We start from the raw sequence: 26,309 nt of genomic DNA on the forward strand, positions 1-26,309 counted from the left end.
CCATGTTCGGCGTCATCAATGCCGCCGCGCGCCTGTCATCGGGCCGGGCCGCCCGTGCTCGAGCATGCCTGTGGCCGCGTGCCCTAGCGGCGCGTTGCAACATGGGTACGGTCTTCATTCCAGTCCCAGGGACGCTCGGTATCAACCGGATTGAGCACGATCACCTGGCCGCCGATCGGCACGCCGAGTTCCTCGAAACCGAAACCGAGCTGGGTGCCCCAGGGCACGTCGGTGGCGCACAGGTCGGGCGACTGGCGCGTCAGGCGCACCGTGTAGATTTCATCATGATATTGCTGGACATCGACCCGGAAATCCGCGCGCGAGGTACAGCCATTCGTATCGGCATGGACGATCAGGATATCGTCCTCGATCACGCGCCAGTAGATGATGTCCTCCAGCGACGGGTCCGGCGCCGGTGCCTGACGGCTGGTGCCGGGAATGCGCATGTCGGAGATATTGATCGTCGGCAGGGCCGGCATCGCCGGCATGGCCGGCAGGCTGGGCAGGAGACTGCGCCTGGCCTCGACCTGCGGATCCCCGCTCGTTGCACATGCCGAAAGTGACACTGCCAGCCCCAAACCGGCCAATACGCCCCGCCAACGTCCTGTCATCCTTGCCCCCAAAGACAGCCCCGATACGCATCCGGATCCCGCATATTGCCCCCGCGGCCCCGAACGATGCGCCATACAATCAGGGATTAACGCCAGATCAACCATGGACTCGTGAGACGCGAATTCCCGAAGTGATATGCTGCAAGAGCGGGCAGGTCTGCGTGCGGGCCAGGCAGCGACTGCGGCGCGTCCACGAAAAAGGCCGCCCCGGTTTCCCGGAGCGGCCTTTTTGCACGGTCGATTTTCGTCCTCTTACGAGGAGTAGAATTCGATGACCAGGTTCGGTTCCATCTGCACCGCGTACGGCACTTCGGAGAATTCCGGCATGCGGGTGAAGGTAGCCTTCATCGCCTTGGGGTCGAGATCGACATAATCGGGAACATCACGTTCCGGGCTTTCCAGGGCTTCCAGGACCAGCGCCATCGAGCGCGAACGCTCGCGGACTTCGATCACGTCGCCCGGCTTGCAGCGGTAGGACGGGATGTTGACCTTGATGCCATTGACCTTGACGTGGCCGTGATTGACGAACTGGCGCGCGGCGAAGACCGTCGGCACGAACTTGCAGCGGTAGACGATGGCGTCCAGGCGGCTTTCCAGCAGACCGATCAGAAGCTCGGCGGTGTTACCCTTGCGGCGGGAAGCTTCGTCATAGGTACGACGGAACTGCTTCTCGGTGATGTTGCCGTAATAGCCCTTCAGCTTCTGCTTCGCCATGAGCTGAAGACCGAAATCGGACATCTTGGTCTTGCGGCGCTGACCATGCTGGCCGGGGCCATAGGAGCGCGAGTTGACCGGAGACTTCGGACGGCCCCACAGGTTTTCACCCATGCGGCGGTCAATCTTGTATTTCTGCGAATGACGCTTCGACATTCTGGTCTCTCTATATGCTTGATGCGGACCGGCAACCTCACGATTGAGATTGCGTTTGCAACGGCGGCGCTCGCATCACCCGTAATGATTTCCCCGGCCCAGGCGCACCTGTTCCGAAGGAAGCGCGGGTTTTACCTGTGTGGACAGGGATGTCAATGCCCGGGCTGTCGTTGTGGGACGGGTCAAGCGGGCGTGAAAGCGCCTGTGATCCCCCCGGGCGGCGCCTCGCGGGGCATCCGGGCGCGACGCGCCCCACCAACCCGCTGTTCTCCTGAAGGAATTCAGTCAGTCGGGACATCCCCTGTGGAACAACTTGCGGCCTGCCGCAATCCTTCCTACCTCACCGCCATGCGCCAGCTCCTTTTGCCTGCCCTCGCCGCCTGTGTTTTCAACGTCGCCGCCCTGGCGCAGACGGACCAGGGCGACCAGATCCAGACGCGCCTCGACGCCGCCATCGCCGACGATGCCGCACCCGGCCTTTCGGCCACACTCCTCGCGGCCGACGGGGCGCGCATCGACCACCAGTCAGGGTTTGCGGACCGGCGTGGGCACGTGCCGGTCGACACGGACACCCGCTTTCTTTCCGGCAGTGTCGGCAAGACCATCACTGCCCTCCTCGCCGTCCAGCTGGCCAATGATGGCGTGCTTGATCTCGACGCTCCGGTTGCCCCCTGGCTTTCCGGCCATGACTGGTGGCCCCGCCTGGCCAACCACGACGCCCTCACCCTGCGCCGCCTGCTCAATCATTCCGCCGGCGTGCCGGACTATCTCGAGGATATCGACTTCTTCCTGGCCGGACTGACCCGTGGCGCGCGCGGCTTCACCCCGGAAGAGACAGTGGGCTTTGTCGCCGGTGACGGGCCGGAGGGCCCACCGGGGGCGCATTTTTCCTACTCGGACACCGACTACATTCTGGTCGGTCTGGTCATCGAGGCCGTAACGGGCGAGGACTTCTACGATCTCGCCCAACGCCGGGTCATCGGGCCATTGGAGCTTGAACGGACCGAACCGCTGCAGGGGCGGGTGTTCGACGATCTCGCCGACGGCCGTCGCGGCGGTCTTTTCGGGCGCCGCACGACCGCGCGCAACGGACGCCTCAATGAAAATCTCGATCATGAATGGACAGCGGGTGGATGGGTCACCACGCCGGGCGATCTGGCGCAGCTCTACCGCTCACTGGGCGAGAACGGCCTGTTCGCCGCCGAAGGCGCGGAGATGCGGCTTGATCCCAACCCGCTGAACGCGACAGGCACCAGCGGTTATGGTCTGGGCCTCTATGTCCGCCTGCGCGATGACGGGACCTATCGCATCGCGCATGGCGGCGATTTCGGGGGCTACCGCTCGGCGGCGATGTATGACAGCGGGTCCGGACTGGCGCTCGCTGTGCAAGCCAATGACAAGCGCTTCGAGGCGCCGGACATGGCCGCCACACTGCTCGATCTGCTGGGCGAGAACTAGCCGCGCGCGAGCACGCTGCCGAGGCGGCGCTGGAATCCGGCATTGCCCCATTCGGAGGTATAGGCCGTGGCCTTCGCCTTGGCCTCACCCAACGAGACGCCCCAGAAACCCGCAAGGGTCACCGCGTCATTGAAATCGAGTCCGGTATCAACCCAGCTGCACTGAACGGACGCCGCCGTCGAGGCGATGTCCACGTCCACAAGGTCTGTGATCCCGCCGGCAATCTTCTGGCCGATCACGGTCTTGGCTGACCCGACATCCGTACCCCAGACCCGGGCGACCTTGAGCGCGTCGCAATAACCGTAATCGCTGTTGAAGAATAATTGCTGGTAAGCGCCGTCGTTTCCGGACGGGTTTTGCGGGGGCGCCGAATTGAGGACATGCGCCATGGCCCGCCTGAAACCCTTATGGCCGAGATCAGTCGCGATATCCCCGGACTTTGCCTTGGCCTCGCCGGGACTGCGACCCCAGTAATCGGCCAGTGCCACGGCCTGTTCCCAGCTCAGGCCCAGCTCGCCCCAGTCACAGGCGACCCGGCCGGCTGTCGAAGCGATATCGGCATCGACGAGGTCGGTCAGCCCATTGGCGATCTTGCCGCCGATAATCGCCTTGGCGGCAAAGGGGCTGGTTTTCCAGACATCGGCAACCTTGCGGGCATCGCAATAGCCATACTCGCTGGAAAAGAACAGGTCGAGACGGGCGGCCTCGTCCTGGCCAAACGCCAGACCGGCTGACGACACGGCGAGAAGGGCCGACATATCCGCGCCGGGCAGCGCAATGTCCGCCCCCGCCACTTCGGCCTGGGCCGATGCTCCGACAAGCGAGACCAGAGCCAGTGCACTCATGACCGACGTGTTCGACATTTCAATTCCCCCGGATTTCAATCCTGCCCAGCCTTAACCGCGTTGGCCGGGCCCGGCAATCAGAATGCGTCCACCGCCTGACATGCGGACTCCCGCACCGGCCGGATCGCTGCCAGATTGCCCGAACCGGATCAGGCGAAAGAGGGCGGAGACAGACATGGCAGACCCGACGCGCCGTCCCTGGAAGACGGGATTCGAGATCGAGCTGATGGCCCCGCGCGGGCTCAGCCGCCGCGATCTCGCCGCCCGGATCGCAAACCGGGTGGGCGGCCGCGTCCACACCGTCTTCTACCCGCAATCCGAACCCAGCCTTGTTCCCGGCATGCCGGTCTTTGAAAACCTCGTCCTGGGTTTCGAGGTGTTGAGCGCCGCCGGCGAGCGGGTTGCCCTGTGCGTCGATGACCTCACCCTGCGCGACGGGCTGGACCCGCAGGCCGCGCCGCTGCCTGGCTGGATGCGGATCCTCAGCGATGATGCCCGCCTCCTCGCCCTGGTGACCGAACATTGCGACCCGGACGCTGACACGGGGAATGTCCTGACGCCCATCGCGACGCTGTTCGGAACCCGGCTTGAACACACCGAGGGCGGGATCGCCAAGGTGGTCGACCGAGCCGCCCGCTCGATCGCCATGGTCGCGCCCCTGCCCGGCGAGCGGGAACGGCCCTGCGAGCTGATCACCCCGCCCTATGAGCGTGATCCCGGTTCGGCGCTGGCCGCCCTGCTTGAAGATGCCCGGGCGCTGGGTTTCACGGTACCGGCCGAAGCCGCTGTCCACGTGCATTTCGACGCCGCACCGCTGCGCTCTGCCCGCACCCTGTCCCGCCTCGTCACCTTTCTGGCCCGCCATGGCGACGAGCTGCGACACCGGGTCGGCACCAATCCGCGCTGCGTCCGCCTCGGACCCATTGCCGACACCCTCGTCGATCTGGCCAGCTCAAAGGCTTTCCTGGCCGCTGACTGGGATAAGGCCCGCGCCATGCTGATCGAGGCCAAGCCGACCAAATATGCCGATTTCAACTTCCTGAACCTGGCCCACGAACTGCCCGGCAAGACGACCTTCGAAGCCCGGATCTTCCCGGGCTCGATGGATCTCGACGAAATACTGCGCAATGCGCGGTTGATGGAGTCGGTGCTGGGCTGGGCTGCGGGCGATGATGCTGAACCGGGCGGTGACCGCTTCTGCGGGTCGCTGGGCTTGTCAGCGGCAGACCGGGCGTTCTGGGAAGACCGGGCGGACCCGTAAAGGGCCTGTCTGCGCGCCCTAATCCTCGCGCACCACCCGCGCCTTGCCGCGGCCGAGCGCCAGCGCTTTCACGGCGCCGCGGAAGGTGCGGACTTCCTGCTCGGTCCAGCGGCCGCGGATGAAGGCGTTGCGGAGATTCTGGACCATGAGCGGGGTTTTTGACGGCGGGTGGAAGAAGCCGGCGCGGTCGAGCTCATGCTCGAAATGCTCGAACATGCGTTCCAGGTCTTCTCGCTTTGCAATGTCGGAAACCGGTTCGAACACGGCCGGAACGCCTTCGCCGGCCGTCCATTCATAGGCGATGACGGCGACCGCCTGGGCCAGGTTGAGCGAGGAGAAGGTGCGGTCGACCGGCAGGGTGATGATGACATCGGCCATGTTGACCGCCTCATTGGGCAGGCCGGACTTCTCGCCGCCGAACATCACCGCGAGCCTTTCGCCCGCAGCGATGGCTGCCTTCATGTCGCTGACCGCCTCGCGCGCCGTCATCACCGGCTTTTCCATCCCGCGCGGCCGGGCGGTGGTGGCATAGAGGCGGGTGCGGTCATGAATCGCATCGCCGAGGCGGTATTCCACCCGGGCATTGCCGAGCACCGGTGAACCGGCCGACATGGTCACCGCCTTGTCGTTTGGCCAGCCATCACGCGGATCGACAATGATCAGCTCGGGCAGGCCGAAATTCCCCATCACACGGGCTGCCGCACCGATATTCTCGCCGAGCTGGGGCGTGTGCAGTATGAAAGCGGGTGTGGCGGAAATTTCTGGCATGGAAGCGGGCCTTCACCTTGGCGCGCACCGATGCTAGAGAGCGCGCAAATGACTTGTCAGCGCTGTCCTAGCGCGACTTCCGACTGTCCGAAAAGAAAGCAGAGCACCCATGGCGAAGATCAAAGTCGATACCCCGGTCGTCGAACTCGACGGCGATGAGATGACCCGCATCATCTGGCAGCTGATCAAGGACAAGCTGATCCTGCCCTATCTCGACATTGATCTGAAGTATTACGATCTCTCGGTCACCAAGCGTGACGAGACGGACGACCAGATCACCATCGACGCTGCCGAGGCGATCAAGCATTACGGTGTCGGCGTGAAATGCGCCACCATCACCCCGGACGAAGCCCGTGTGGAAGAGTTCGGCCTCAAGAAGATGTGGCGCTCGCCGAACGGCACGATCCGCAACATCCTCGGCGGCGTTGTCTTCCGCGAGCCGATCGTGATCTCCAACGTGCCGCGCCTGGTGCCGGGCTGGCAGCAGCCGATGGTGATCGGCCGTCACGCCTTTGGTGACCAGTATCGCGCCACCGATTTCCTGGTCGACCGTCCGGGCAAGCTGACCATGACTTTCGAGCCGTCCGACGGCTCCGATCCAGTCACCCGCGAAGTCTTCGACTTCCCGTCCCCGGGCGTCGCCATGGGCATGTATAATCTCGACGACTCGATCCGCGATTTTGCCCGCGCCTCGCTCAATTACGGCCTGCAGCGCGGCTGGCCGGTCTACCTGTCGACCAAGAACACCATCCTCAAGGCCTATGACGGCCGCTTCAAGGACCTGTTCGAGGAAATCTACCAGGCCGAGTTCAAGGACGCCTTCGCCGAGAAGGGCATCTCCTATGAGCACCGCCTGATCGACGACATGGTCGCCGCCGCGATGAAATGGTCCGGCGGTTTCGTCTGGGCCTGCAAGAACTATGACGGCGACGTCCAGTCCGACACCGTGGCCCAGGGCTTTGGTTCGCTCGGCCTGATGACCTCGGTCCTGATGAGCCCGGATGGCAAGACGGTGGAAGCGGAAGCCGCCCACGGCACGGTCACCCGCCACTACCGCCAGCATCAGCGCGGCGAGCAGACCTCGACCAACTCCATCGCCTCCATCTTCGCCTGGACGCAGGGCCTCAGCCATCGCGGCCGCATGGACGGCAATGCCGATGTGATGAAGTTCGCAGCGACGCTGGAAGACACCATCATCAAGACGGTCGAAGCCGGCTTCATGACCAAGGACCTGGCCCTGCTGGTCGGCGAAAGCCAGGGCTGGCTGTCGACCGAGGGCTTCCTCGACAAGGTCGACGAACGCTTCCAGGTCGCGATGGCCAACTGGAAGTAAGCGCCACCATCACGGCGACAATGACAGGGGCGGCTCCGACGGGGCCGCCCTTTTTCTTGTGTGTGGGGGGCTGGTCGGTTGTTTGCGGATGGCGCCCGGTTCGAAGCTCCGCCCGAACACTTTCGCGGCGGCATCCTGACCAACCGGATTGAACGGATCGGACAGCCGGTGAACGGTATTATGCATGGCGACGGATCAGTCCGACATCAGGATGCATTTCGAAACGGGTTGAAATCTGGCGCCATCAGATAATATGACCAATAGGCCCCGCCATCTCTGACACCCCAAGCCCTGTGCCGAAGAATGAATGCGGATTTCGAATTCGACCCTGACAACGGTCTCTGTATTTACCGGATTTCGGGCGTGATCAGCGCCAGAGCCCTGCTGAATACGTTCGCCCGCGCCCGATCGCACCCGGACTGGTCGGACCGCTACGACTTCCTCACCCTGCTTTCCAACGCCTCCCTCGCCCAGCTTCCGGCCGACGCCATGACGCGGCTGCAGGTACAGATGGCCGACGCTGATCCGGTCAACAAGGGGCCGCGCCGGCGTGCCGCCATCGTCTACGATGACGACCTGTCCAGGGCCATGCTGACCTATTGGGAGATGGTCGCCGGGAAAACCCTGACGACCGACGAGCGGGTCTTCACCAGCGAGGTCAAAGCCCGCGCCTGGTTGTCTGAACCGCGCTGATCAACCGCCGCCGCTGCGCTTCATCGTGACGAAGGTTTCTGCCTCGATCCGCCAGCGCCCCTCAACGCAGCGCCATTTGGCGAAATAGCGGCCCGTATAGCGGATGGCAAAGCCGTCGCTGGACCAACTGCCGGTCCAGCGACCGGTTTCGGCCGCCAGATGGCTGTCCTCGCAGACCTCGATCCGCGACGGGGCACGCACATAGCGCACGTCCGGCATCGTGGTGAAAATGGAGGACCAGGCCTCCAGCTGCGCCTCGCGACCGGTAATCAGCTGGGCCTCGTCGCCGGGCACCAGGACGACATCCTCAACCAGATGCGCGGCGATCGCCTTCAGGGACCGGTTTTCCAGCGCCGCATTGAAATCGGCGCGGGCCATTGCGACGGCGCGCGCCGCCGCCTTGTCACCCACGAGCTGGGTGTCGGTTCCGGCCGGCTTGCGGGCCATCAGCCCGCCAGCACGTCACGAATGGCCGCGATGCCGGCTTCGGCCCTGGCGCCGTCCGGTCCGCCTGCCTGGGCGAAGTCCGGCCGGCCGCCGCCCCCCTTGCCGCCCACGGCAGCGGCGCCGGCCTTGACCAGATCAACCGCACCGAAGCGCTCCTTGAGGTCGTCGGTCACGCCGACCGCGAGGGCGGCCTTGCCATCATTGACGCCAATGAAGGCGGCAATGCCGGAGCCCATCTGCGCCTTGGCCTCATCGACGAGGCCGCGCAAATCCTTGCCGCCCACACCCTCGACCACGCGGCCGATGAAGTTGACGCCATTGACGCTCTCCGGGCCGGCCGGAGCACCAGCGGCGCCGCCACCCATGGCCAGCTGCTTCCTGGCTTCGGCAAGCTGACGCTCGAGCTTCTTGCGCTCTTCCATCAGGCCGGAGACGCGGCCGGCAAGCTCCGCCGTGGGGACTTTCAGCGCGTCAGCCGCGGCCCGGCCAAAGCCGAGCTGTTCTTCCATGTAGAGACGCGCGCCCTCGCCGGTCATCGCCTCGAGACGGCGGATGCCGGAGGACACAGCGCCTTCCGAGACAATCTTGAACAGGGCGATATCACCGGTACGCGCGACATGGGTGCCGCCGCACAGCTCGACCGAATAGGGTTTGTCATGATCGCCCAGCGCCTCGCCCATGGTGAGGACGCGGACCTTGTCGCCATATTTCTCACCGAACAGGGCCAGCGCGCCGGCCTCGATGGCCGCATCCGGCGTCATTTCGGCCGTCGAGACGGCGGTATTCTGGCGGATGACCGCATTGACCTGGGCCTCGATGGCCACGATCTGCTCGGCCGTGACGGACTTGTTGTGCGAGAAGTCAAAGCGCAGCCGGTCAGGGCCGACATGCGAGCCCTTCTGGGTGACATGTGCGCCCAGCACATCGCGCAACGCGGCGTGGGCCAGGTGGGTGGCGGAGTGGTTGGCACGGATCGCGGCACGGCGCGGGGCGTCGGCGTCGAGCGTGGCGGTGTCGCCGAGCGTGATCTCGCCCTTCGTCAGCACGCCGATATGGGCATGCATGTCGCCGCCGCGCTTTTGCGTGTCCTCGACCGTGAAGATGGCGCCATCATCAAAGCGGATCTCACCGGTATCGCCGCACTGGCCGCCGCTCTCGCCGTAGAACGGCGTCTGGTCGAAGACGAGCTCGGCGCGTTGGCCGGCCCCCAACGCCTTGGCTTCCCGGCCGCCTGAAATGATCGCCGCCAGCCGCCCCTTGCCGCCAGTGCCGGCATAGCCGGTGAAACGGGAGGCCCCGACCTTGTCGCGCACGGCGAACCAGACCGCATCCGGCGCTGCATCGCCGGAGGAGAACTTGCTGGCCCGCGCATCGGCGCGCTGCTTGGCCATGGCCGTATCAAAGCCCGCCTCATCCACCGTCATGCCCTTGGCGCGCAGCGCGTCCTGGGTCAGGTCGAGGGGGAAGCCATAGGTGTCGTAGAGCTTGAACGCGGTTTCGCCGGGCAGGGCTTCGCCCTCGGTCATGTCGGCGGTTGCCTCTTCCAGAAGGGAGAGACCACGGCCGAGCGTGCGCTGGAAGCGCTCCTCCTCGACCTCAAGCGTCTCCTCGAGCAGGGCCTGGGCCCGCACCAGTTCCGGATAGGCATCGCCCATCTCGGCGCTGAGCGCTTTCACCAGCTTCCATATCACCGGTTCGCCGGCGCCAAGGATATGCGCATGGCGCATGGCCCGGCGCATGATCCGGCGCAGCACATAGCCGCGGCCCTCATTCGACGGGCTGACACCATCAGCCATCAGGAAGCAGGTCGAGCGCAGATGGTCGGCAATGACGCGGTGGCTGGCAAGGGCGTCACCCTCGGCCTTGACGCCGAGCACGTCCTCACCGGCCGCAATGAGATTGCGGAACAGGTCGGTCTCGTAATTATTGTGCTTGCCCTGGAGGATGGCGGCGATGCGCTCCAGTCCCATGCCGGTATCAATGGAGGGTTTGGGCAGGTTGATGCGCTCGTCCGGGCCGAGCTGTTCGAACTGCATGAAGACGAGGTTCCAGATCTCGATGAAACGGTCACCATCCTCGTCCGGCGAACCGGGCGGGCCACCGGCGATCGACGGGCCATGGTCGAAAAAGATTTCCGAGCACGGACCGCACGGGCCGGTCTCGCCCATGGACCAGAAATTGTCCGAGGTCGAAATGCCGATAATGCGTTCGTCCGGCAGGCCGGCGATCTTGCGCCACAGGGCGCGCGCCTCGTCATCCTCGGCATAGACGGTGACCAGGAGCTTGTCGGCCGGCAGGGCGAATTCCTTGGTCACCAGCTGCCAGGCATGCGCGATCGCCTCTTCCTTGAAATAATCGCCGAAGGAGAAATTCCCCAGCATTTCAAAGAAGGTGTGGTGGCGCGCCGTATAGCCGACATTGTCGAGATCATTGTGCTTGCCACCGGCGCGCACGCATTTTTGCGACGAGGCCGCGCGCGGCTTGGCGCGCTTTTCCTGGCCGGTGAAGGCATTCTTGAACGGCACCATGCCGGCATTGACGAACAGGAGGGTCGGATCGTCCTGCGGGACCAGGGGCGCCGACTGGACCACTTCATGGTCCTGGCTGGCGAAATAGTCGAGGAAAGTCGCACGGATGTCGCGCAGGCTGGCCATGATGTCCGATCCCGTCGGCTGGAGTGTCGCGCGCCGACCTGACAGGTCGACACAAACCGGTTTCTGTAGACTGACATATAGAAACGGGTGCCCGGCCTAGCCAAGCACCCGTTCACAATCAAGCTGCGATTGTCGCGACAGCGTGACGGACATGTCGCGGACCGGTCGGCATCGAGGCCTCAACCTGCGCCCTGCAGGACCCGGCCGGAGCCGTCCCCCGCGACGCGCACGAGATGGCGGACCCGCAGCGCCAGCGCCTTGGCCATGCCCCGGATCGATGTCCCGGATCGATGTCCCGGATCGATGCGCTCAATCAGCACCGCAGGACAACGCCCGGGAAGCAGCCCGTCGAATCCGGTTGTGGCGTCCGCCAGTCGCGGCTAGCCCGCCGCGACGTCTTCCTCTTCCGGCAGGTCAGGACCGGTGAGCATTTCGTCGGCGATCAGGCCGGCATTGGCGCGCACCTTGGACTCGATCTCACTGGCAATGTCCGGATTGCTGAGCATGAACTGGCGGGCATTTTCACGGCCCTGCCCGATGCGTTCGGAATTGTAGGAGTACCAGGACCCCGACTTCTCGATCACATCGCCCTTGACGCCGAGATCGATGAGCTCGCCCATCTTGGAAATGCCCTCGCCGTAGAGAATGTCGAATTCGACCTCGCGGAAGGGCGGCGCGACCTTGTTCTTCACCACCTTGACGCGGGTCTGGTTGCCGATCACCTCGTCGCGATTCTTGATTGCCCCGATCCGGCGGATGTCGAGCCGGACGGAGGAGTAGAATTTCAGCGCATTGCCGCCGGTCGTGGTTTCCGGCGAGCCGAACATGACACCGATTTTCATGCGGATCTGGTTGATGAAGATGACCAGGCATTTCGACTTCGAGATCGAGCCGGTCAGCTTGCGCAGCGCCTGGCTCATCAGGCGGGCCTGGAGGCCCGGCAGGCTGTCGCCCATTTCACCTTCAAGCTCGGCGCGCGGCGTCAGCGCGGCGACGGAGTCGATGACCAGGATGTCGACGGCACCGGAGCGAACCAGCGTATCGGCAATCTCGAGCGCCTGCTCACCGGCATCGGGCTGCGACACCAGGAGCTCGCCGACATCGACGCCCAGCTTGCCGGCATAGATCGGATCGAGCGCGTGCTCGGCATCGATGAAAGCGGCCACGCCGCCCGCTTTCTGGGCCTCGGCGACGGTGTGCAAAGCGAGCGTCGTCTTGCCCGAGCTTTCCGGACCGTAGATCTCGATGATCCGGCCCTTGGGCAGACCGCCAATGCCGAGCGCGATATCGAGCCCCAGCGAGCCGGTGGAAATCGTCTCGATCTCCATGGCCGGCTTCTGGCCCAGCTTCATCACCGAACCCTTGCCGAAGGCCTTGTCGATCTGGCTCAGCGCCGCCTCGATGGCCTTTTCCTTGTCCATGTTCTTTTCGTTCTTCACGAGTCGAATCGCGCCCTTGCTCATAGCCTTCATCCCTTATTTCACGCCCCTCAGGTATGGGCAACCGAGCTCCGGTGTACCAATTTTGTTCCCGGAACACAAGCGGAACATCTATGGTTAACAAAACGGAACAAAGGCCGATCAACCGTCATAAAGTGCGATTTGTATTTCCACCTCACAGCCCCTAGCTTGGACAGATGACGGATATCGCTCGACGAATTGGATCACGACGGAATCGCGGCCTCGCCGCAGGCCTCCTGCTGACATTGCTGGCCGGCTGCAGCCCGCGCTCGAGCATGCCCGCCCCCGAACCGGACACGCTGGCGCTGATTCGCGAGCGCGGTGAGCTGATCGTGCTGACCCTGCCCGGCCCGACCAGCTATGAGGACGGCTCGGACGGCCCCGAAGGGTATGAGGTCGACCTCGCCCGCGCCTTCGCGGACAGCCTGGGCGTCGCGGTGCGGTTCGAGACCGCCGACTCGATTCCTCGCCTGCTCGGTGCGCTCGAAAACGGCGAGGGTCATATCGCTGCAGCCGGATTGACCCAGACTGCAGAGCGGGCGGCAAGGCTTGCCTTTGCGCCCGCCTACAAGTCGGTGACCGAGCAGCTGGTCTGTCGGCGCGGCGGGCCGACACCGACCCGGCGTCACAGCCTGCCCGGAACCGATATCCTGGTGCTGGAAGGCTCCAGCTACGAGGAGACCTTGCGCTCGCTGCAGGCCGGCCTGCCGGATCTGGGCTGGCGGACACAGCCGGCCGGGTCTGCCATGCCGCTGCTGGACGCGGTGGAGGGCGGCGATGCCGACTGCACCGTCGCCGACTCCCATCTCGCCGACTTCGCCCGGCGCCGCCATCCCGAATTGGTCGTGGCGCAAAATCTCACGGGCGAGCAACCCCTGGCCTGGGCCGTGGACCCGCGCGTGGACGGGCTGCCAGACGCCTTGACCAGCTGGTTTGCCGAAGCCCACGCCAACGGACTTCTCGAGGCCCTCGACGAGACCTGGTTCGGGCAGTACGGCGATTACGACTATGTCGACATTGCGCGTTTCGTGCGCCGCGTCGACGATCGTCTGCCGCGCTATCGCCGCATCTTCGAGACCGTCGCTGAAGACCTGCCCTTTGATTGGGAATTGCTGGCCGCGCAGGCCTACCAGGAATCGCATTGGGACCCTGATGCGGTCAGCGCGACCGGGGTGCGCGGATTGATGATGCTGACCCTGTCGACCGCCGAACGGGTCGGCATTGAGGACCGTACGGATCCGCGCCAGAGCATTCGGGGCGGCGCCGCCTATCTGGATGATCTCTACGCGCGTGTTCCCGACGGGGTGACCGGCGAGGACCGGCTGTGGTTTGCGCTCGCCGCGTACAATGTCGGCATGGGCCACATGTATGATGCACGGCGACTGGCGGAACGCCTCGGCCGCGACAAGAACAGCTGGGACGACCTCGCCGAGACCCTGCCCCTGCTGTCGGATCCGCAATACTATCCGACGCTGCGCTATGGCTATGCCCGTGGTCACGAGCCGGTCCGCTATGTCGCCAAAATCCGAGAATACCGCGCCATGCTGGCTGCCCAGGACCTCTGACCCGGACCGCGCGCCCTGGCTGAACATGCCCCGGAAAAAAGGGCGCGCCCGACGGACGCGCCCCTGTCTGTTCGGTCTGCCGGTTCAGCCTAGCGGCGGCGACGGGCGACGCGATCGATTTCGGCCTGGACCTTCTCGTCGACGATCGACGGCAGGTTGGCATCGAGCCATTCCTTGAGCATCGGACGCAGCAGGGCGCGAACCACGCCTTCCAGCGTGCGGCCTTCCTCGTCTGAGATACGGATATTCTCGGCCAGGGTGTGGAACGATCCCATGGCGGCAGCGGCCGCCGGCTCGCTCATGATACCATCGGCGGTTTCATCAGCCAGCGCGTCGAAATCGATTTCGGGCTCGGGCTCGGCCATGACCGGCTCGTCCTCGATCTCCTCCTCACGATCGACAATCATCAGATCATCATCAACGGACATCGGTTCGGAGCCGGCGTCGTTCGTGTCGACCCGTTCGGTCAGTTCGAGCACGTCATCGGCGCCACTTTCCTCGACCGGCGCGTCGAACAGGGCATCGACATCATCCTGGCTTTTCGGGACCTCATCGACGGCCTCAGCCTCGGCCGGCGCATCATCATCGTCCTCGTTGATGATGCGGCGAATCGAGGAGAGGATTTCCTCCATCGACGGTTCGTTTTCAGCGGCATCGGCCATGAGCGCCCAAGTCCTTGTTTTCGGTCTGCGTCTTCGGTCTGCGTCTTCAGTCTGCGTCTGCAGTCTGCGTCTTCGGTTTGCGTCTGCAGTCTGCGTCTGCAGTTTCGTCGGCGTTTGCGGGCCACCGCACGCGGCAGCCTCCCGTGATACGCGAATAAACCGGGCCGCAACTCGCCTGTCCAGCCCGAGACTCTTCGAAAACCCTAATTCCAGGGCGTTAAGTCAAGGTTAGGGAAACGCGATTCGCGGGAAACCCCTGCAGCGGCATCATAGATTTCCACGTCCAGGCCAAGCGTTTCCGCAGAGGCCAGCCCCATGGCCTGCAACAGGCGATAGCCGGCAACAAAGCTGTCGCGCTCGGCGGTCACGAAGGTGAGACGCGATTCGAGCAATTCCTGTTCGGCATTGAGCACATCCAGCGTGGTGCGGATGCCGACGAAGGCCTCCTGCTGCACGCCATCCAGCGCAATCTCGTTGGCACGCACGGCCTGGCGGCTCGATTCGATCACGGCCAGCGACGCAACATAGGAATACCAGGCATTGGTCACGGCTTCGGTGACCTGGCGCCTCGCGTCACGGACCAGGAAGCGGGCCTGCTCTTCCTGCGCCACGGCGGCGCGGACGCGCGACCGGTTGAGGCCGCCCGTGAAGATCGGCATCGAGACCTGGCCCATGATCGATGCGCTGTCGCGAACATCGCCGGAAAAGCTTGAATCCCGGGCCGAAGAGGCCGAGGCGGTCAGCGAGACTTCCGGACGCAAGGCGCCGCGGGCAATGCGGATCGCATGCTGGGCGGCCTCTTCGCTATAACGGGCAGCCAGCAATTGCGGGCTGTTGTCGAAGGCGTATTCCGCGGCATCGGCCAGATTGTCCGGCAGGGGCGGCAGGGCGGGCGGTTCGCTCAGCGAGGCGGCCGGCTGACCGGTCACGCGCTCATAGGCAGCGCGGCTGGCCGCCATCTGCGCCTGGGCGGCAGACAGCTGGGTCTGGGCCAGCGACAGGCGCGCCTCGGCCTGCGACACGTCGGTCCGGGTGATCTCGCCAACCTCGAACCGGTCGCGCGCGGCCCGCAGTTGCTGGGCGAGGACTTCGACATTGTTCTGGCGGATCTCGACGACATTGCTGTCGCGTCGCACATCCATGAAAGCCGTGACGGCACTCACCAGCACGGTCTGCTCGGTCGCACGAAGGTTTTCACGCCCCGCCATCACGACCGCGGTCGCCTGGTCGATCGCCCCGTCGATCCGGCCACCGCGATAGATCGGCTGGCTGGCCGAAAGGCCGTAATTCTTGGGCGTTGCATCCGACTCGTAACTATTGGTGGAATTGTTGATCTGCGAGAAGCTTTCGCCTTCCGCGTGCGATCGCGAGATCGAGGCCGAGGCTGAAACCGACGGCAGACGTCCCGCCTCGGCCTGGACGCGCCCCTCATCGGTGGCACGCAGGCGGGCGCGTTCGGCCTGCAGGGTCGGGTTGGAGTTGTAGGCCAGTGCCAGCGTCTCTTCGAGCGTTTGTGCCTGCCCGGCGCCGGCAAGCGCGAGGGCCGATGCACCCGCTGCCAGAACGAGCGCCAAATTCTTCAATCGCGACATTACGAACCCCTCTTGCAGCGCCGGAACCGTGTCCGGCGCCCTGCCTCATACTAGCGCGTCATCCGTCCCGATCCAGTGTTGGTGACCGGGTGCGGCCAAAATCTGCCCACGCGCATACCACGCCAGCATATAGGCACGCCATGATTAAAAGTGAACACTGTTCACTCTGATATTTCCGTAACAATTCCCGTCCCTGCCGCATTCGCAGCCAGACGCAGACCCGGACCGGCGGCCGAGCCTGTCGGGATTGAACGGGCGAGACCACTGATTCCGTTCCTTCCGGACCGGAAACAAGTCGGCACCGGGTATTGTCAGAGGACGAATCCGGCCTCGGCCTGGAAACCCGGCAGCGGCGCGACATTGGCGTCGAAAACGACACGCTCGCCGATCCCTGCTGCCGAACGGGTAAAGATGGTCGCCTTGCCGATCGGCCCCTTGCTGATCACGGCAGCCAGACGTCCGCCGGGCGCCAGCTGGTCGAGCCAGGCCTGGGGCACCTCATCGACCGCCCCATTGACGAAGATCACGTCGAACGGTCCCTGCTTGGCAACGCCGGCCGCCAGATCGCCCTCGATCACGACGGCATTGTCGGCACCAATGTCAGACAGCAGGCTGGGCGCGCGCGCCAGGCTGTCCTCGTCTGACTCAAGCCCCACGACGGTTCCGGCCATACGCGCCAGGATTGCAGTCGAATAGCCGCGGGCACACGCGATATCGAGCACCAGCTCATCCGGCTGGATGTCCGCCGCATGCACCAGCTTGGCGAAATCGCGCGGCCGCATCAGCGTGCGCTCATCGCCGATCGCGACCTGGGAATCAGAATAGGCTGAGGCGCGCCGGGCGCGCGGCACGAAGAGGTGTCGCGGCACATCAAGGAAGGCCGCGATCAGGCGCCGGTCCGTGACATCTGACGGGCGGATCTGGCAATCCACCATCTGCTTGCGCGCCGTTTCGAATTCGCTCACGAGGCTCTCCCTGACCAGGCCCTGTTGGGGTACGGATTGTCGCTGATATATCCCGGCATCGCACAGCGCCGCAAGCATGCCACTGCGCGCGCGTGGAATTGCCCTGCAATCGGAAAGGGGATGACCGTAGCTCTTCGCCCTGACAGGGCGAAGCGGATCGCCCCATGGCGGCGAGACGGCGTGGGTGACGGGAGGTCGGTGACAGAACGCCGGCCCAGCTTCGGCACTGAACGACCGCCCCTCAGTAGCTGGCGCATTGGAATCGGCGGCGAGCGCGTCCGGGAAAGCTCCGCGAACGGGATGCCGGCGAAGTCACCTTGTGCAAATCCACCGGCTGTCGGCATCGGCCAGCACTCCCCTGCCCTCCCATTCTTTCGGCGTGAAAGCGTGCGGAGCGAACGGCGTGTTGTCACACGACCAGCCCGTCGCGGAAAAGCGCGCGCGGCGCGGGCCCGGGGATCAGCCATCTGCTCGGCCGGAGGATGTCCATTTCAGGTGATATGGCGGAAGATCCTGAAATGGTGAGCCGACAGGGATTCGAACCCTGGACCTACTGATTAAAATTTACAATATTACTTCATTAAATCAACGAGTTACCTGTCTAGCCCGCCGAATTCGCGCCATTTGAAATCAAGCACTTATATGAACCACGTTAAACGGCAACACTCTTCGCGGCAGCCGGTTGGCCCACACGCGAAAGCTACGCATCACATCAAATAGTTCCAGAAGATCGCTCCGATTGTGCACGCTAGAGCGAGAACAAAACCAATTGCCGCGAACAACAGAACCCGCCGGGTGTGTTTGCCGAGCCACATTGTGAGCGTGTGAGTAACCCCCTTCCGCACATTCTCCTCTGAAAAGTCGTATGGATTTCTGTTCGACAATGCCGCCAACTCGTTCCGTATCGGCGCGGCAATATCCTCGGTCGGCTGCTTGAGTCCTGCCATGGCAGCAGAAAGGTTGGCGAGCTCAAGATCTTCTGTAGCGTGCGCCATCGCCAATGAATGTGCCGCGAACGCGTGCTGGCGAAGCGCATAACCATCCTGCAGCAGGAACCCGACAAATGTGATCGTGACGAATATCCCGATGGCAACGACCGCTAGCACGAACGCCTCAATCGGGACGTCATCCGCGACCGCATCAGCCAACCAAATCAAGATCGACCCGGCTGCTGCTCCGCTAGCTAGAAAGAGCAGCCTGTTCATTTCGAGCAGCGCCTGTTCTGCCTTCTGCCATGCACTATCCTTGGAGGCTCGATAGGAAGCGACCTGTCTTGCAAGTCGCTCCGCGCTCAAACGAGCAAATCTTTCCGGAACCTCCTCAACCACATCGGCCTCATCGCTGGTCATCGCGCCCTCCATCGGCCTTACCAGGCCAGATCGAACTTAAACTCGAAATTAGGATTTCTGACCTGGAGCAAACCGCATCGCTACGGCGCATGGTAGCAACATTCACCGCACGAACATCGCTATCGTCCTTCACTCCAAAAACCTTGTAGCCGCCTCCATCCCCGCAGAGGCCTATTGCGATATCCGGGGCGATCGGCATCGACATTTCAACACTCGCGTCCCATAGCGGGAGTGAAGCATCGGGGACGCTCGCCACGCGTTGACGAAACCGTCCTATCGGCACGTCTCCCAGCACGAACGACTTTTTTGAGTTGGCGAGGACCGCGAAGAACAAGTCTTTCCTAGCGAACACCTCCGCGATGTTGTCGCTACCCTTCACCAGGGTGTCGATCAGAGCATTATCTAGGACATCAAGCAGCTCTAGTCGGACGCCTTCGACGCTCTCCTCAGGCACAGATCCATCCAGCAACGCATCGTCGAGACGTTCAATTTCCTCGCATTTCACCCGATTAAGCTGATAGGGAACCCGCATAAACTGGTGATAGAAAAACCCTTCCAGAGAGCGCCGCTCTGGTCCGGTAAACAATGGCGCCCGGCCTGCACGCAAATCGCGAACAGCCCTGTCGATCAAGGGGGCCCATTCACTTTCGGCCTGCCCGTACGCCCGTTCAACTGCCGGGTCTCGCAGATTTTCGCCGTCGCGATATGAATACAAATGCCGCTGCCAAAAAACGCCTGACGGAGATCGTAGCTCTGCTCTCCGGTCGGCGCGCGCTCTTTCAAGATACCAAACTCGGCCGTCCGATCTCGCGAAGTTCCGGATTACGAACTGTGGCACGAAATGATGACGCTTGGGCTTCCCCATAGGACCGCCTGCCTTCTCAACGGGAGGGCGACCACTGTGCCAGCGATTCGAGCCAAAGACCGACGAATATGCAATCAGATGAAATTAGCAGGAATTTCAATAACTTACTTGTTAAGCACGCACCAGTTCACACGTTCGAGTGTTAAAAGGCTCCAGAGATCCGCCAACCGGTGGCGAACGGAAAGAGCAACAAGCATTTGAATTTTATGGAAGAAAAGGATGGTGAGCCGACAGGGATTCGAACCCTGGACCTACTGATTAAAAGTCAGTTGCTCTACCAGCTGAGCTATCGGCTCCCCGAACGAGGAGGGCGGAACCTATACGGGCGATTTGGGGGGGTCAATCGGGCTTTGCCTGCGGATTTCAGCATTTTTGATGAGATTTCGCCGCAATCACCGATTAAAATACAGCGCATGAGGAGAAGACTGAGTCTGCTGGCATGCTTGCTCGGGGCGTTAGCCGCGACCGCATGCTCGTCCACACGCCAAACCGCCGGCAATGCCGGCAGCTTTGCGCGCGAGGAAACAGCGGAGGCATTTGAGGATGCCGTCGGACTGCCGCGCGAGCGGCCGGGCCGGGTCATGGTTGATCAGGGCGAGGACACCGTGCCCACCCCCTATGGCGGTGATGGCTCGCGTCGTCGCTGCTCGACGGTCGCCCAGGACATTGCCCGCCTGACTGTCGTGCTCGGCCCGGATGTCGAGGAAGAGCGTCGTCTCGCGGAAGAAGACGAGCATGATCACGACACCTGGATGGGCCAGAGCGCCCATATCGCCGCCCAGGCGCCGGACGCGGCCGCCGATGGCGCGCGCGGCCTGTATCGCTCGACGATTGTCGGCCTGAACCCGGTCCGTCCGGTCGTGCGCTTCCTCGGCGGTGCCGGACGCATCGAGCGTGAAGCCCGCGAACAGCGCGACATGGCCCAGCGACGCCGGGCCTATCTGCGCGGTCTCTATGACGGTTTCGGCTGCCCGCCCGCCCAGATGCGCCGTGCCTTCGAGGCCTATGGCCTGGTGGAGGAAGAGACGGAGTAAGGCCTTCGCCTCGCCCGTCTCGGGGCAATGCTCAGATCAGCGACTTGTAGAAGAAGGTCGTCGAGCAGGGCGTTCCGTCCGGGAAGAGCGCGTAATCCGGCACAGGCCCGACCTCGACCCAGCCACGCTTGCGATAAAGCGCATCGGCCGGCGAGCCGGTCACCGTGTCAAGGACCAGCGTGCGCAGCCCTGTCTCTCGCGCATGGCGCTCCAACGCGTCCATCAGGGCATCCGCCACACCGCGGCGACGGGCCTTAGGCGAGACCATCAACTTCGCCACATCGCCGCGATGCGGCTGGTTGTCCGGCAGGCCGGTGATCAATTGGACGGTGCCGAGAAGCATGCCGGATGCGGTGTCCCGCGCCGACCAGATCAGCCGGTCACTCCGCTCAAGCTGATCGGCGATACCAGCCCAGAAATCGCCAGCCTGCCCTTGGCTGAAAGGCGACAGGAAGCCGATCGAGGCGCCCGCCCCGACACAGGCGGTCAGGAGACCGGCAAACGCGGTGAGTTCGGCGCGCAATTCGGCGTGACTGAGCTGCCGCAGCGTTACAGCCATGACTATCCCGCCCGCTTTGCCGCTTCGGCCTGACCTTCTTCCCACTTCGCCCGGAAATCCCGCCGGAAGGCCTCGAACTCACCCGCCGCAATGGCCGCGCGCATGCGCGCCGTCAGGTGCTGGAAGTAGGCGATATTGTGCCAGGAGAGCAGCATCGCCGAGAGATATTCTCCGGCCCGGAAAAGGTGGTGGAGATAGGCCTTGGAATAATCCGTGCTGGCCGGGCAATCGATCTCTAGATTGAGCGGGCTGTCATCCTCGGCGAACTCGGCACGCTTGATATTGATCGGGCCATAATCCGACCAGGCCTGGCCATGACGCCCCGACCGGGTCGGCAGGACACAGTCGAACATGTCGACACCGCGGGCGACCGCCTCGACCAGGTCGATCGGTTTGCCGACGCCCATCAGATAGCGCGGCCGCTCGGTCGGCAGGTGCGGCGTGGTGAAATCGAGCACATCGCACATTTTCTCAAAGCCCTCGCCGACCGCCAGGCCGCCGATGGCATAGCCGTCATAGCCGGTCTCGATCAGGCGCTCGGCACTTTCGCGGCGCAGGTTTTCAAAGACCGAGCCCTGGACGATGCCGAACAGGGCCTGGCTGTCGCGCGTGCCGAAGGCGGCCTTGGAGCGCTGCCCCCAGCGGATGGAGAGTTCCATGCTGGTGCGCGCCTCTTTCTCCGAACATCCGAACGGGGTGCACTCATCCAGCTGCATGGAGATGTCGGCGCCCAAGAGGTCGGCCTGGATCTCGATCGAGCGTTCCGGGGTGAGATTGTGCTCCGACCCGTCGATATGGGAGCGGAACTTCACCCCCTCCTCGCTCATCTTGCGCAGCTTGGACAGGGACCAGACCTGGAAGCCGCCACTGTCTGTCAGCATCGGGCCCTGCCAGGTCGAGAATTTGTGCAAGCCACCCAGACGCTTCACCCGCTCGGCGCCGGGGCGCAGCATGAGGTGGTAGGTATTGCCCAGGATGATGTCGGCCCCGGTCGCCTTGACCTGGTCCATGTAGAGCGCCTTCACCGTCGCCGCCGTGCCGACCGGCATGAAGGCCGGCGTGCGGATATCGCCGCGGGAGGTCTTGAGAACGCCGGTACGGGCCGCACCATCGGTGGCATGGATCTCGTAGGGAAAGGTCGTCATGTGCGGCGCTCCAGCAGGCAGGCATCGCCATAGGAGTAGAAGCGATACTCCGCGGCAATGGCGTGGGCATAGGCCTTCTGCATGACGTCCAGGCCCGACAGCGCACTGACCAGCATGAAGAGCGTCGACTTGGGCAGGTGGAAATTGGTCATCAGCATGTCGGTGATGGCAAAGTCCGAGCCCGGCGTGATGAAGATGTCGGTGTCGCGGCTGCCGGCTTTGATCACACCCGGCCCGGTGGCCAGGCTCTCGATCGTGCGCAGGGCCGTCGTACCGACCGGAACCACACGCCGCCCCTCGGCCTTGGCGGCATTGATCGCGGCCGCCGCCTCCGCCGAGACGGTGCACCACTCCGAATGCATCTGGTGATCATCCGTATCGTCGGACTTGACCGGCAGGAAAGTCCCGGCCCCGACATGCAGGGTGACGCGGGTCTGCTCGATACCGCGCGCCTCCAGTGCCGCCATCAGTTCCGGCGTGAAATGCAGGCCGGCGGTCGGTGCGGCGACCGAGCCCTCATGGGTGGCGAACAGGGTCTGGTAATCGGCCTCGTCCTGTTCATCGACGCCGCGCTTGCGGGCGATATAGGGCGGCAGCGGCATCTCTCCGGCGGTCGCAATGGCGGCATCGAGCGCTGGACCGGTCGCATTGAAGACCAGACGGACATCGCCGCCTTCTGACTTGCCCGTGACTTCGGCTTCGAGCGTCTCGCCGAAGGCAATCCGGTCGCCGGTCCGCAGGCGCTTGGCCGGCCGCACGAAAGCCCGCCAGGCTGACGCATCGATTCGCTTGTGCAGATTGACCTCGACCTCGACCGGTCCGCCGCCACCGACAGCCCGCGCCGGACGCACGCCCCTGAGGGCGGCCGGGATGACGCGGGTGTCGTTGAAAACCATGAGATCGCCCTTCCGGAGGATGTCCGGCAGGTCGCGAACGCCGCGATCGGAAAAGACGCCATTGGAGGCAATATGGAGCATCCGCGCCGCATCACGCGGACGGGCGGGACGCAAGGCGATCCGCTCCTCGGGGAGGTGAAAGTCAAAATCGGAAACACGCATGGCTGCGGGGTCTATATTCGGACACACCGCTTCGCAATCTTTGGCGTGTAGAAAGCCTGCCAATAGCTCCGGTTCACACGGCGAGTTCATCACGTGCGTCACACGATTTCCGCTTTCCTGGCCCTGTGCGCCGTCATGGGCGTCGCTGCCTTCACGACCCTCGCCCCGATGTGGCGCGGCTTCGATGCCTGGCGGCAGATCTGGCCGCTGGTGGTCGTGTTTGTGATGGCCGTGACACTGTTCTCCTTGCGCAATCGCCATCGCTGGCTGGCGCCTGCGCTGGCCCTCGGCTGTATCGCGATCCTGGTGCCAGCGATTCCGGAAGGACTTCGCCGCCCCGACCGGCAAGCCCTCGCAGACAGCGACGACGCCATGATCGAGCTGACCTTTGTCACCCACAATCTCTGGGGTCTGAGCACGAATCCGGTCGGCGCACCATCCGTCCTCGAAGCACTCGCGCCGGATATCCTGGCCCTTCAGGAAGCAACCCGGAATGCCAAGCCCGTCGTCGATGCCCTCGAATCCGGCTACCCGCACATCGCCCGCTGCCGCTCGGTCCGGTTACTGTCGCGCCTGCCAATTCTGGACAGTGGCTGCGTCCGCCACCCGCCGGAGATTTCCTTCGAGAATGCGGTGCCATGTGACTGGGAGCTGCCGCCGGCCGTCTGGGCCCGCATCGAATTGCCGGACGGGCGCGAAGCGAATGTTGTTTCCGTCCATCTGACCTGGCCCTTCCCCAGCGCAGCCCAGGACTGTCAGCGACGCAATCTGGCCCGCTCGCTCGGTCAGATGGACCAGACAAGCATGGTGGTGATGGGTGATTTCAACGCGGCCCCCCCGTCCCGGGCCCTTGCCCGGATTGAACGCGATCTGGCCCTCGAACGTCGCTCCGTCGCCCTGCCGACCTGGCCGTCGGAAGGCCTGTTCAGCGCTGACCCGTCGGCCAATTTCGGGGTGTCGCCCATGCTGATCGGGATCGACCATGTCTTTGCCGGTCAGGCCTGGCAAACCGTCTCGATCGAGGCCGGACCGAATACCGGCTCGGACCATCGCCCACTGGTGACGCGGATGCAGCTGTCGGCGGACTGATCAGTCGTGAGACCAGTTGTCCGGATCATCCGAGCTGCCCGGTGACAGCCCCAGGGTTTCGCCGTCATGGCTGACACCGAGGCCGAGCACGGTCCGGTTTGCGTAAGCGAAATAGGCGGTCACCTGGTTGATCTCGAGGATCTCGCCATCATCAAAACCGGCCTCGCGCAAGGCGATCACATGCTGCCGGCTCAGCGTGTCGGGCGCACGCGTCAGGATTTCCGCATAGCGCAGGCCGGCCAGCTCGCGCCCGGAAAAGGCACGCTCGGGAATGCCGCTGTCGATGGCGTCGCGGATCTGTGCAGCGCGCTCTTCATCGGCGACCAGCCGCCGCAATCCTTCGAAATGATGCTCGACGCAATAGGTGCAGCGATTGAGCTTGCTGACCCAGGTCCCGATGGCTTCCAGATAGGCCTTGTCGAGACTGTTTCCGTAATGGTGCAGCACGGCTTTATAAAGGGCCATATGGCCCTCCAGCGTGTGCGGGCGCAGCGCGTGGGCAGCGAGGATATTGTCGATCTGGCCGGTCTTGCCGGCCACCCGGTCATAGATAGCCGAAAGGCGGCCATCGGCCGCCTTTCGATCGAGTGTCTTTATCCAGCTCAAGGCCTCAGGCCTCGACGACCGTCGCCTTGATGATCTTGCCCGGATTGGCCGGCGGCTCGCCCTTGGGCAGCGCGTCGACATGTTCCATGCCGGAGATCACTTCGCCCCAGACCGTGTACTGGTTGTTGAGGTAGGGCACGTCATCCAGGCAGATGAAGAACTGGCTCGAGGCGCTGTCCGGGTCGGCGGCGCGCGCCATCGACATGGTGCCACGCACATGCGGCTCGGCCGAGAATTCAGCCGGAATGTGCTGGCCGGAACCGCCCATGCCATTGCCGTTCGGACAGCCGCCCTGGGCCACGAAACCGTCGATCACACGATGGAAGTTCAGCCCGTCATAAAAGCCTTCCTTCGCCATCTCGGTAATGCGGGCCACGTGCTTGGGCGCGAGGTCAGGACGCAGCTTGATGGTGACGTCACCGCCTTCAAGCGTGAATACGAGTTGTTCTTCAGCCATGGGTCTTCCTATTCCACAATCCGGGTCGGCACGGTGATATCGCAAATGTCCGGCAGATTTCCAGACGTGTCGCGCAGCGTGTCGAGATAAGCGGCAAAGGCCGCTGAATCGGTGTCGGCCACCTGGATGATCACCTGCTCATCGGCCGGCAGCTCATCGCCGGTCCGCATGGAGCGGATATTGTCCGGCCGGAAGCCCGGATCATCCATGGACGAGCCGACGGCAATCGCATCGACGGCTTCCTGGCCAACTCGTACACGGCCCCAGGACGTGTATTGCGCGTTGAGATGCTCGGCATTGCCGCGGGTGATGTAAAACTGGCTGCGGGCCGAATTGGGATCGGCGGTCCGCGCTGCCGCGGCCGCACCGCGACAATGAAGTAGCCAGGACTGAACCTGGCCATCGCCGGTGATCGCTGCCAGGGCGGCGGTCTGCGTCCCGGCATGGAAACCATCCCAGAAGCCGGCCTTGGCTATCTGCGGCAAGGCGCGCGGATTGATGATGCGATCCTGCAGCTCGGTCACCACCGGTTCGCCGGCGCGGCGCACCGTGAATTCAGCCTCCAGCCCTTCGACTTCCGCAGCATGGCCGGGATTGGAGCGGGCCCCGCCGCCCTGCGCCATGAATCCGTCGATCACACGGTGCCAGACCAGAAAATCATAGAAGCGTTCCTGCGCCAGACTGCGCATGCGGGCGACATGATTGGGCGCGAATTCCGGTGCCATTTCGACGATGACCATGCCGTGATCGGTGTCGATATAAAGCAGGTCTTCCTGGTCGGCCGTCCGCCAGGCATCCTCGGGAAATTCCCATTGCGGTGCCGCCGGCGCGGCCTGGGCGCTTGCCACGGCATCAGCCCGGGCATTTCCGGCTTCAGCCTGGCTCGCATCGGTCCCGGCCTCACGGGCGCAGGCGGCGGCGCTCAGCGCGAGTGCCAGGGAGGCGGACAGTGTAAAACGCATG

Annotated in this window: 25 protein-coding genes and 1 tRNA gene; 7 read left to right on the forward strand and 19 right to left on the reverse strand. The window is 63.9% G+C overall.

The genetic code is table 11. The features are described from left to right. Positions 1 to 83: 83 nt before the first annotated feature. Positions 84 to 566, reverse strand: coding sequence for a hypothetical protein (locus QZZ02_RS05285; protein ID WP_291842848.1), 483 nt, complete (start codon positions 564 to 566; stop codon positions 84 to 86). Positions 567 to 863: 297 nt separating this feature from the next. After that, positions 864 to 1,481: a 30S ribosomal protein S4 gene (gene rpsD / locus QZZ02_RS05290; protein ID WP_291842849.1), complete on the reverse strand. Its 618-nt coding sequence runs from the start codon at positions 1,479 to 1,481 to the stop codon at positions 864 to 866. Positions 1,482 to 1,784: 303 nt separating this feature from the next. Here rpsD and QZZ02_RS05295 point away from each other — a divergent pair, with 303 nt between their 5' ends. Beyond that, positions 1,785 to 2,939, forward strand: a complete 1,155-nt coding sequence (locus tag QZZ02_RS05295; RefSeq protein ID WP_291842850.1) for a serine hydrolase domain-containing protein — start codon at positions 1,785 to 1,787, stop codon at positions 2,937 to 2,939. On the opposite strand, the gene QZZ02_RS05300 is transcribed toward QZZ02_RS05295, so the two are convergent. Further along, the gene (locus QZZ02_RS05300; protein ID WP_291842851.1) at positions 2,936 to 3,802 is read right to left on the reverse strand and encodes a hypothetical protein; all 867 of its coding nucleotides are present in this window, start codon (positions 3,800 to 3,802) and stop codon (positions 2,936 to 2,938) included. The genes QZZ02_RS05295 and QZZ02_RS05300 overlap by 4 nt on opposite strands. Before the next feature lie 157 nt (positions 3,803 to 3,959). Between QZZ02_RS05300 and QZZ02_RS05305 the strand changes: the two genes are divergently transcribed. Further along, a complete protein-coding gene (locus QZZ02_RS05305) occupies positions 3,960 to 5,045 on the forward strand; it encodes an amidoligase family protein (protein WP_291842853.1) in 1,086 nt (361 codons plus the stop codon). 18 nt (positions 5,046 to 5,063) lie between these two features. On the opposite strand, the gene QZZ02_RS05310 is transcribed toward QZZ02_RS05305, so the two are convergent. Beyond that, a complete protein-coding gene (locus tag QZZ02_RS05310) occupies positions 5,064 to 5,813 on the reverse strand; it encodes an RNA methyltransferase (RefSeq protein ID WP_291842854.1) in 750 nt (249 codons plus the stop codon). Positions 5,814 to 5,922: 109 nt separating this feature from the next. Here QZZ02_RS05310 and QZZ02_RS05315 point away from each other — a divergent pair, with 109 nt between their 5' ends. Together QZZ02_RS05315 and QZZ02_RS05320 are read left to right on the forward strand one after the other, a co-directional pair. After that, positions 5,923 to 7,146 carry an NADP-dependent isocitrate dehydrogenase gene (locus QZZ02_RS05315; protein ID WP_291842855.1) on the forward strand — a complete coding sequence of 408 codons (1,224 nt, stop codon included), beginning with the start codon at positions 5,923 to 5,925 and terminating at the stop codon, positions 7,144 to 7,146. Positions 7,147 to 7,509: 363 nt separating this feature from the next. Next, a complete protein-coding gene (locus QZZ02_RS05320; protein ID WP_291842856.1) occupies positions 7,510 to 7,839 on the forward strand; it encodes a hypothetical protein in 330 nt (109 codons plus the stop codon). Here QZZ02_RS05320 and QZZ02_RS05325 read toward each other — a convergent pair whose 3' ends face one another. The 3 genes from QZZ02_RS05325 to recA all read right to left on the reverse strand — a co-directional run bounded on the left by QZZ02_RS05325 (position 7,840) and on the right by recA (position 12,403). Continuing rightward, the gene (locus QZZ02_RS05325) at positions 7,840 to 8,286 is read right to left on the reverse strand and encodes a nuclear transport factor 2 family protein (protein ID WP_291842857.1); all 447 of its coding nucleotides are present in this window, start codon (positions 8,284 to 8,286) and stop codon (positions 7,840 to 7,842) included. Further along, positions 8,286 to 10,940 carry an alanine--tRNA ligase gene (gene alaS, locus QZZ02_RS05330; protein ID WP_291842858.1) on the reverse strand — a complete coding sequence of 885 codons (2,655 nt, stop codon included), beginning with the start codon at positions 10,938 to 10,940 and terminating at the stop codon, positions 8,286 to 8,288. Before alaS ends, QZZ02_RS05325 begins: the two co-directional genes overlap by 1 nt. A gap of 380 nt (positions 10,941 to 11,320) precedes the next feature. Next, the gene (recA, locus tag QZZ02_RS05335; protein WP_366511501.1) at positions 11,321 to 12,403 is read right to left on the reverse strand and encodes a recombinase RecA; all 1,083 of its coding nucleotides are present in this window, start codon (positions 12,401 to 12,403) and stop codon (positions 11,321 to 11,323) included. A 173-nt stretch (positions 12,404 to 12,576) separates the two neighbouring features. Between recA and mltF the strand changes: the two genes are divergently transcribed. Next, a complete protein-coding gene (gene mltF, locus QZZ02_RS05340) occupies positions 12,577 to 13,965 on the forward strand; it encodes a membrane-bound lytic murein transglycosylase MltF (RefSeq protein ID WP_291842861.1) in 1,389 nt (462 codons plus the stop codon). An 89-nt stretch (positions 13,966 to 14,054) separates the two neighbouring features. Here the strand turns inward: mltF and QZZ02_RS05345 are convergent, their stop codons facing one another. From QZZ02_RS05345 to QZZ02_RS05370, 6 genes are all read right to left on the reverse strand, one after another. After that, a complete protein-coding gene (locus QZZ02_RS05345) occupies positions 14,055 to 14,627 on the reverse strand; it encodes a DUF2497 domain-containing protein (RefSeq protein WP_291842862.1) in 573 nt (190 codons plus the stop codon). A 203-nt stretch (positions 14,628 to 14,830) separates the two neighbouring features. Beyond that, a complete protein-coding gene (locus tag QZZ02_RS05350; protein WP_291842863.1) occupies positions 14,831 to 16,219 on the reverse strand; it encodes a TolC family outer membrane protein in 1,389 nt (462 codons plus the stop codon). Positions 16,220 to 16,530: 311 nt separating this feature from the next. Further along, positions 16,531 to 17,184 (reverse strand): protein-L-isoaspartate O-methyltransferase, encoded by a 654-nt coding sequence (locus QZZ02_RS05355; RefSeq protein WP_291842864.1) that lies wholly within the window; start codon positions 17,182 to 17,184, stop codon positions 16,531 to 16,533. 707 nt (positions 17,185 to 17,891) lie between these two features. Then, the gene (locus QZZ02_RS05360) at positions 17,892 to 18,533 is read right to left on the reverse strand and encodes a hypothetical protein (protein WP_291842865.1); all 642 of its coding nucleotides are present in this window, start codon (positions 18,531 to 18,533) and stop codon (positions 17,892 to 17,894) included. Beyond that, positions 18,520 to 19,398, reverse strand: coding sequence for a DUF4238 domain-containing protein (locus tag QZZ02_RS05365; protein WP_291842866.1), 879 nt, complete (start codon positions 19,396 to 19,398; stop codon positions 18,520 to 18,522). The genes QZZ02_RS05360 and QZZ02_RS05365 overlap by 14 nt, the downstream gene beginning before the upstream one ends. Positions 19,399 to 19,618: 220 nt before the next feature. Further along, positions 19,619 to 19,694: transfer RNA gene (locus tag QZZ02_RS05370), tRNA-Lys, on the reverse strand. Between the two features lie 117 nt (positions 19,695 to 19,811). Here QZZ02_RS05370 and QZZ02_RS05375 point away from each other — a divergent pair. Next, entirely contained in the window at positions 19,812 to 20,432 is a 621-nt protein-coding gene (locus QZZ02_RS05375) for a hypothetical protein (RefSeq protein ID WP_291842867.1), read from the forward strand. A gap of 31 nt (positions 20,433 to 20,463) precedes the next feature. Here the strand turns inward: QZZ02_RS05375 and QZZ02_RS05380 are convergent, their stop codons facing one another. The 3 genes from QZZ02_RS05380 to queA are packed head-to-tail and all read right to left on the reverse strand — an operon-like array spanning position 20,464 to position 23,194. Next, positions 20,464 to 20,991: a GNAT family N-acetyltransferase gene (locus tag QZZ02_RS05380; protein WP_291842868.1), complete on the reverse strand. Its 528-nt coding sequence runs from the start codon at positions 20,989 to 20,991 to the stop codon at positions 20,464 to 20,466. 2 nt (positions 20,992 to 20,993) lie between these two features. Next, complete coding sequence (gene tgt, locus QZZ02_RS05385) at positions 20,994 to 22,136, reverse strand: tRNA guanosine(34) transglycosylase Tgt (protein ID WP_291842870.1); 1,143 nt, start codon at positions 22,134 to 22,136, stop codon at positions 20,994 to 20,996. Continuing rightward, the gene (queA, locus tag QZZ02_RS05390) at positions 22,133 to 23,194 is read right to left on the reverse strand and encodes a tRNA preQ1(34) S-adenosylmethionine ribosyltransferase-isomerase QueA (protein ID WP_291842871.1); all 1,062 of its coding nucleotides are present in this window, start codon (positions 23,192 to 23,194) and stop codon (positions 22,133 to 22,135) included. Before queA ends, tgt begins: the two co-directional genes overlap by 4 nt. Before the next feature lie 93 nt (positions 23,195 to 23,287). Here queA and QZZ02_RS05395 point away from each other — a divergent pair, with 93 nt between their 5' ends. After that, positions 23,288 to 24,283 carry an endonuclease/exonuclease/phosphatase family protein gene (locus QZZ02_RS05395; RefSeq protein WP_291842872.1) on the forward strand — a complete coding sequence of 332 codons (996 nt, stop codon included), beginning with the start codon at positions 23,288 to 23,290 and terminating at the stop codon, positions 24,281 to 24,283. Here the strand turns inward: QZZ02_RS05395 and QZZ02_RS05400 are convergent, their stop codons facing one another. From QZZ02_RS05400 to QZZ02_RS05410, 3 genes are read right to left on the reverse strand one after another with little or no spacing between them, the layout of a single operon-like run. Next, positions 24,284 to 24,889 (reverse strand): peroxidase-related enzyme, encoded by a 606-nt coding sequence (locus QZZ02_RS05400; protein WP_291842873.1) that lies wholly within the window; start codon positions 24,887 to 24,889, stop codon positions 24,284 to 24,286. Between the two features lie 4 nt (positions 24,890 to 24,893). Then, positions 24,894 to 25,346, reverse strand: coding sequence for a peptidylprolyl isomerase (locus QZZ02_RS05405; RefSeq protein WP_291842874.1), 453 nt, complete (start codon positions 25,344 to 25,346; stop codon positions 24,894 to 24,896). Positions 25,347 to 25,354: 8 nt separating this feature from the next. Then, a complete protein-coding gene (locus tag QZZ02_RS05410) occupies positions 25,355 to 26,308 on the reverse strand; it encodes a peptidylprolyl isomerase (RefSeq protein WP_291842964.1) in 954 nt (317 codons plus the stop codon). Position 26,309: the final 1 nt, after the last annotated feature.

The sequence above is a fragment of the Maricaulis sp. genome, from assembly GCF_015665295.1.
Classification (GTDB): Bacteria; Pseudomonadota; Alphaproteobacteria; order Caulobacterales; family Maricaulaceae; genus Maricaulis.